We start from the raw sequence: 6,238 nt of genomic DNA, 5'->3' as shown, positions 1-6,238 counted from the left end.
TATCTGAAGGTGCAGTTGGGCGGGCACATTGCCATTGGCGAGCACATTCGCGACGTGCAGCGTGTATTTAGCGCGGTGTTCAATCTCGCCGAGACGCTCAGCCCGGACGGCAGTCAGTTCGACGTGCTGTTCCAGGACGGCGAGACATTCCGGGTCGGCGCTTTGGAGGCGCGCGCGCTGCACGTGCCCGGCCACACCCCTGCCGATCTCGCGTATCAGATCGGTAACGCCGTGTTCGTTGGCGACACGCTTTTCATGCCCGACGTGGGCTCGGCGCGCTGCGACTTCCCGGGCGGCGACGCGCACACGCTTTACCGTTCGGCGCGCAAGCTGCTCGATCTGACGGGCGACACGCGCCTCTTCATGTGCCACGACTATCCGCCGGCTTCGCGCGGGCCGTGTTTCGAGACCACGGTGAGCGCGCAGCGCAGCGGCAATATCCACCTGAACGAGACTGTGAGCGAAGAGGCGTTCGTGCAGATGCGCACCGCGCGCGACCGCACGCTCGCCATGCCGAATCTGATCCTGCCGTCGATCCAGGTGAATATCCGCGCGGGTCGCCTGCCGGAGCCCGAAGCCAACGGCGTGCGTTATCTGAAGATTCCGATCGACGCACTTTGAATATGTGCGGCGTGAGTTCCGCTAAGTGCCTCTGGGAGCGCGGGAAAACGTCTTGATCGCTTGCTGTCTGTGCACTTCGTTGTTCAGTTAGCAGTTAGCGTCCTCGTTGACTGGCAAGTTGCCGGCAGGTTCCTCCTGCAAGCCTGTGCCTGCATCGTTCGCGCCGGCAGCGCGCGATCTGCGCAAGCGTATGGCCGGCACAGCGTGCAACAGGCGACGCGCGCGCCTGTGCAGCGGCCAGTCGACGAACTGGTAGAGCGCGGCGCCCATCGCCGTAGCCACGATCATCGTGAGCACCACACCGAGCGGCGCAGTCGGATCAAAGCCGCCGAGAGTGCCCGGCAGCAGCTTGCGCGCAGCTTCCACACAGTATGGATGGCTCAGATAGATGGCATAACTCGCATCGCCGATGAATATGGCTGCGCGTGTCAACGAGCCCGAGCCCATCGCCGGTTCCAGGCTCAGTGTGCTACCGATCAGTACGAAAGCCGGCAGGCCGTAGTAAAACAGCGGTGCGTTGGAAAGGTTGTGCCAGTTGATGTAGGCCATCCACGCGTAGGCCGCTACCGCGATGCACCCCGCGAGCGGCAGCTTGATTCGGACTCCGGATTTCCAGATCTGGTAGGCCATGAAGCCGAGCGGGAACTCGAATAAACGCTGATTCGCATAGAACGCGGTGAATACGCCGTGCGAGTTCGATGCCTTCGCCGCGCAAAAGATCGCAAGGATCAGCGCAGAAGTGAACAGCAGGCGGCGACGGCGCACCAGCATCAACGAAACGGCTGTGACCACGTAAAACAACATTTCGTAGTTCAGCGTCCAGCCGACGAACAACATCGGGAATATCTGGCCGCTTTCCTTGCGATAGGGAATAAAAAAGAGCGACTTCAGCAGATTCCCGAGGTCCGCTGTGGTCGAATTCAACAACTCCGGCGCAATGAGTGCCCCGGCGAATACGCCGAACGTCAGCACCCAATACAGCGGCACGATGCGGGCAACGCGGTCCGCGAGAAAGCGCTGTGTGGTCAAATTCGGGTTGTCCAGCACGAGGGCGATGACGAAACCGCTTATCACGAAGAAAATGTCGACGCCGAATTCACCGAGCGTATGTCCAGTCGGCGACATGATGTGAAAGAAGATGACCGTTGTCGCTGCAACAGCGCGCAGCACGGTAAGGGACTTTAGCTTTTGCATGGTGGATGCGCGGTCTGCGCGTTCGCCAATGGCGGGCGGGACGGATGCTCTGCGTTTGATCGAGGCTATTCTGACATCGTCAAAACGCACGCGTATGCGTAGTTTTGTGTGTGACCGTACAAAAGTCAGCAATTAGTTAAAGAGTTACCTTTGTCCGAAATTCGAAAGCGTCTGTCCACACGACCGGCCTGCAGCAAACTACATTGACAGTTCGATAACGCGTTCGCGTAAGGCGTTGCGCAAAAACTGATTGCACGGAGTCCCGCCATGAAAGCCATCCAGTTCAGGACCTTCGGCAAGCCCGAGGTGCTCGAGTATCTCGATCTGCCCACGCCCGCGCCAAAGGCCGGCAGCGCGCTCGTGCAGGTGCGCGCCGCCTCGGTCAACCCGAGCGATGTGAAGAACGTCGCCGGCCATTTCGAGCACACGGTGCCCCCGCGCGTCCCGGGGCGCGACTTCAGTGGCGTGGTGGTGGCGGGCCCCGCAGAGTGGCTCGGCGCCGAGGTCTGGGGCACGGGCGGCGACATCGGCTTTGCGCGCGACGGCACGCATGCCGAGTTCATCGAGCTGCCCGAGGCTGCGCTCGTACGCAAGCCCGCGGCGCTGTCGCACGCGCAGGCCGCGTCGATTGGCGTGAACTTCGTCGTGGCGTGGCTGGGCACCGTCGATTACGCGCGCCTCGCCGAGGGTGAGACGATCGCCGTGATCGGCGTCTCGGGCGGGGTGGGCGGCGCGGTTACGCAGATCGCGAAGGCGCGCGGCGCGCGCGTGATCGGCGTGGGCCGCGAGGCGCCGCTTGCCGGCTCGCCGGCCGCGCGTCTCATCGACGCCTTCGTTCCCATGAACGAGCACACCGCTGAGCGCGTGCGCGAACTGACGGGTGGCGGCGCGAACGTGGTTTACGACGCCGTGGGCGGCGTAGTGTTCGAGCTGGCGCTATCGCTTGCGAAGCGGCGTGGCCGCGTGGTCGAGATCAGCGCGACGGGCAAGCGGCGCGTGGAGTTCGACCTGATCGACTTCTATCACAACGAGACGCAGCTGCTCGGCGCCGATAGCGCGAAGCTCGGCGTGGCCGAATCCGCACCGCTCATGCGCGCGATTGCCGAAGCGTTCGACGCGGGCCAGTTCGAGCCGCCCGTCGTGGCTGCGCGCTTTCCGCTCGCGCGGGCCCGCGAAGCCTACGAGGCGGTCGCGGCGGGCACGCCCGGCCGCGTCGTGATCGACATGGCGTGAGTCCGCAACGACGAACGGGAGACGAAGATGAAGGGCTATCTGGTGTCGTTCGCGGTCGGCGCGCTCGCGGGCCTGCTCTACAACGTGCTGCAGGTGAAATCGCCCGCGCCGCCGACCATCGCGCTCGTCGGGCTGCTCGGTATGCTGGCGGGCGAGAACGTCATCGGCGTCGTGCGCGCATGCGTCGCGCATCTGGCGGGGTGAGCGGGGCAATCCTCACCCACCGCACCGGATATCGCCTTGCGGCGCGGATTTTACCGACTGACGGGCTGGCTCACGCCCCGGCCCGCACGAGCCGCTCAGGCAAGCGCGTGCGTAGTTCGCGCGCGTCGAGCGCCGCGAGATCCTTGTCGAGTTCGAGCGTGACGAGGCTGCGCGTTTGTGCGTCGATCGCCTTGCGCAACGCGCCGAGGAACGCGGGCGGCGCCGCGAGGACGAGCGTGCCGTAGCGCGCGTCGTTGCGGGCCTTCGCGAGCGTCGTCGCGATCTCCGCAGCGAATACGGCGGTTTCGTGATCGTGCTGGCTGGTGTCGGGATCGGTCGCGCTGCGACCGAAGCCGACGCGGTCGGTGGTGCGCCCCGGTTTGTCCGTCACGAGGTTCTCGTCCGACATGCGGCCTTGCAGATGGAGCAGCGTCTCGACCTCGTCGATGGCGCCCAGCGGGCTTTCGGCGGCGAAAATGCGCGCGGTCACACGGTTGGCGACAACAATCCAGATCGTTTTCGACATGTTCGACTCCCTGCCATGGCACCCGGCGCATGCGGCCGCCGGGCGGTTGAGTGGACTCGGGCCTCGCGGCGTAAACGTCAAGGGTAGCGCGCTTCGGGCCGCACGGCACGGGAAGTGCCGCCGCGCTCGTCGGCGCGCCGCTGGCGCTCGCGCGAGACGCGAAAGTGTCGCAACAGCGAGCCGCGTGCCTGCTGGCCGCTTGCCTTCCAGAATTCGGGAGGATGTTTCTTGCTGGCGGTGGATTATCTTTTTCTGCGCAAGCGCCTAGCCTTTAGACTCCGCAGCGCGCTGCACAGGAGTCCGCCATGAGCCCGAACGACTCGACCGCCTCGACCGCCGATCGCATCCTCCGTTATCCGAGCGACATCGCCTTCACGCCGACGGTCAAGGCGATGCAGGAGCGCCTGGGTTCGCGCGAGCTCTATGCGAGCGTGGAGCGCGATCACGCCTGGGGCGTGGCGCTCACGCCCAAAATCCAGGAATTCATCGCCGCGCAAACGAGCGTATTCCTCGGCACCGCGAATACCGAAGGGCAGCCGTACATCCAGCATCGCGGCGGCCCGGCGGGCTTTCTGCATGTGGTGGACGAGCACACCATTGCCTTCGCGGATTTCATCGGCAACCAGCAATACATCACGCTCGGCAACCTCACCGATAACCCGAAGGCGCATTTGTTCGTCATCGACTATGCGCGGCGGCGGCGCGTGAAGATTTGGGGCCGCGCGCGCGTCGTCGAAGACCCGGCGCTGGTCGAGGAATTGATGCCTGCGGGCTACAAGGCGCGCGCCGAGCGGGTGATCGTCTTCACGGTGCACGCGTGGGACATGAACTGCCCGCAGCACATTCCGCAGCGCTTTGAGGCCGCGGACGTGAAGGCCGCGTTAGACGAGCGCGACGCGCGCGTACGCGAACTGGAGGAGGCCGCCGCGCAACGCGAGGCCCGCGTACGGGAACTGGAAGCGGAAGTCGCGCGGCTGCGCGAGGGCGCCGCAGTGTGAGCGGGTGCTCGCACCGCGATTCACGCGCAGGCGGCTTACTTCGCCTTTTCCGCCGAATTGGTGATGGCCTGACCGCCCTTCGAAAGGTCCTCACCCGCGCCTGCGATGGTGTTGCAGGCGGCGAGTGTCACAGCGAAAAGTGCAAGCGCAAACGCGAGATAACGGGTCATCCTGGCTCTCCCTGAATCGAATAGGCGGCAAATAAGCGTCGAATGGAAGCGGCGGCGGGCATGGGGAATGCGCGCCGCCCTTCCTTTCAATTCTACGCGCGAAGCGGGGACACATGCGCCGAGGCTGCGCGCCGACGCGTGCGTGACATCGAGCCGTTTTCAGCGCTTGCGCGTCCTGCGCACGACGAGCCACTTGGGCGATCGAAAGCGCACGATGCTCACATAGAGCCAGACATAGGTGAGCGCGAACAGTACGACGAAACAGAACAGATGGAGCGTGTGGCGCCAGAACAGCGTGGCCGGAATCACGGCGATCAGGCAGAGCAGCCACAGGTAGGGCGAAGTGAGCGAATTGCGCCGCGTGAGTTCTCGCGCATTGCGCGCGCCCACGACCCAGCGCATGAGACGCTTGTACACGAGCATGTGCAGGTGCACGCCGTCGGGGATGCCGGGCGACATGCCGCGTACGAACTTCTTCCGGTAGATCGAAAAGCAGGTCTCGAAGATCGGATACATGAAGAGCAGCACCGGGTACCACGCCGACACGTCGCGGTTGCGCATCACGAGCAGGATCGACAGTTCGGCGAGCATGAAGCCGATGAAATACGCGCCGCCGTCGCCGAGGAAGATCAGGCCAGCGGGGAAATTCCACATGAAAAAGCCCAGCACCGCGCCCATCATGATGAACGACGCGGAGAGCACTACGGGGTCGTGCACCTGAAAGGCCACGTAGGCGAGCGAGGCGAACATCATGAACGCGACCATCGAGGCGAGCCCGTTGAAGCCGTCGATGATGTTGATCGCGTTGGCGAGCGCGGCGACCGCGAGCACGGTGATGACGAAGGAAATTGCGGCGTAGGAAAGCAGAAAATCGAGCGGCGGCACGCTGATGCGCGTGACCGCGATGCCGAGGAACCAGAACGCGAGCGCGGCGGCGGCCATCGTGCACAGGAGGCGCGCAAGCGGCGAAACGCGCTTGGTCAGGTCTTCGATGAGCCCCGAACCGAACGCCGGCAACCCGCACGCGACGATGCCGAGTATGCCGCCGGAGACGGCCGGATACGCCCCGTGCAACTGTGCGGCCGCCACGATCAGCCCCGCGAGGATGCCCGTTCCGCCGATGCGCGGCACGGGACGCACGTGGAATTTCTGCACGCCGACGAGATCGGAATCGACGGAAAACCTTTCATGCAGATGCGCGTAACGCACGATCAGCAGCGTGACCAGCAAGGAAACGAGAAAGCCGAGGGCAAAACTGAGCATGAAAGGAAACCGCGACCGGAAGAAGGAAT

The 6,238-nt window shown here is 64.4% G+C and carries 8 protein-coding genes; 4 read left to right on the top strand and 4 right to left on the bottom strand.

Going from position 1 to position 6,238, the window contains the following annotated elements; all coding sequences use genetic code 11:
• On the top strand, positions 1–621 hold a 621-nt coding region (locus AB4Y43_RS08645; protein WP_368727508.1), incomplete at its 5' end, for an MBL fold metallo-hydrolase.
• An 87-nt stretch (positions 622–708) separates the two neighbouring features.
• Here the strand turns inward: AB4Y43_RS08645 and AB4Y43_RS08640 are convergent.
• Positions 709–1,905, bottom strand: coding sequence for an acyltransferase family protein (locus tag AB4Y43_RS08640; RefSeq protein ID WP_368727507.1), 1,197 nt, complete (start codon positions 1,903–1,905; stop codon positions 709–711).
• Between the two features lie 177 nt (positions 1,906–2,082).
• Between AB4Y43_RS08640 and AB4Y43_RS08635 the strand changes: the two genes are divergently transcribed.
• Entirely contained in the window at positions 2,083–3,048 is a 966-nt protein-coding gene (locus AB4Y43_RS08635) for a zinc-binding alcohol dehydrogenase family protein (protein ID WP_368727506.1), read from the top strand.
• Between the two features lie 27 nt (positions 3,049–3,075).
• Positions 3,076–3,252 (top strand): DUF1427 family protein, encoded by a 177-nt coding sequence (locus tag AB4Y43_RS08630; protein ID WP_035512139.1) that lies wholly within the window; start codon positions 3,076–3,078, stop codon positions 3,250–3,252.
• Between the two features lie 70 nt (positions 3,253–3,322).
• Here AB4Y43_RS08630 and AB4Y43_RS08625 read toward each other — a convergent pair whose 3' ends face one another.
• Entirely contained in the window at positions 3,323–3,778 is a 456-nt protein-coding gene (locus AB4Y43_RS08625; RefSeq protein WP_069267726.1) for a host attachment protein, read from the bottom strand.
• Positions 3,779–4,083: 305 nt separating this feature from the next.
• Here AB4Y43_RS08625 and AB4Y43_RS08620 point away from each other — a divergent pair, with 305 nt between their 5' ends.
• On the top strand, positions 4,084–4,776 hold the full coding sequence (locus tag AB4Y43_RS08620; protein WP_368683798.1) for a pyridoxamine 5'-phosphate oxidase family protein: 693 nt from the start codon (positions 4,084–4,086) through the stop codon (positions 4,774–4,776).
• 35 nt (positions 4,777–4,811) lie between these two features.
• On the opposite strand, the gene AB4Y43_RS08615 is transcribed toward AB4Y43_RS08620, so the two are convergent.
• On the bottom strand, positions 4,812–4,946 hold the full coding sequence (locus AB4Y43_RS08615) for an entericidin A/B family lipoprotein (RefSeq protein WP_069267714.1): 135 nt from the start codon (positions 4,944–4,946) through the stop codon (positions 4,812–4,814).
• A gap of 159 nt (positions 4,947–5,105) precedes the next feature.
• Complete coding sequence (locus tag AB4Y43_RS08610) at positions 5,106–6,209, bottom strand: glycosyltransferase (protein ID WP_069267713.1); 1,104 nt, start codon at positions 6,207–6,209, stop codon at positions 5,106–5,108.
• Between the last annotated feature and the right edge of the window lie 29 nt (positions 6,210–6,238).

Source organism: Paraburkholderia sp. BR10872, from assembly GCF_040965835.1.
Taxonomy (GTDB): Bacteria; Pseudomonadota; Gammaproteobacteria; order Burkholderiales; family Burkholderiaceae; genus Paraburkholderia; species Paraburkholderia nodosa_A.
Note: the sequence above shows the minus strand (reverse complement) of the source record. Positions and strands in the feature narration are given on the sequence as shown.

Coding starts and splice junctions, on each gene's coding strand:
- AB4Y43_RS08630 (WP_035512139.1), top strand. CDS start 3,076: ATGAAGGGCTATCTGGTGTCGTTCGCGGTCGGCGCGCTCGCGGGCCTG.
- AB4Y43_RS08620 (WP_368683798.1), top strand. CDS start 4,084: ATGAGCCCGAACGACTCGACCGCCTCGACCGCCGATCGCATCCTCCGT.
- AB4Y43_RS08615 (WP_069267714.1), bottom strand. CDS start 4,946: ATGACCCGTTATCTCGCGTTTGCGCTTGCACTTTTCGCTGTGACACTC.
- AB4Y43_RS08635 (WP_368727506.1), top strand. CDS start 2,083: ATGAAAGCCATCCAGTTCAGGACCTTCGGCAAGCCCGAGGTGCTCGAG.
- AB4Y43_RS08610 (WP_069267713.1), bottom strand. CDS start 6,209: ATGCTCAGTTTTGCCCTCGGCTTTCTCGTTTCCTTGCTGGTCACGCTG.
- AB4Y43_RS08625 (WP_069267726.1), bottom strand. CDS start 3,778: ATGTCGAAAACGATCTGGATTGTTGTCGCCAACCGTGTGACCGCGCGC.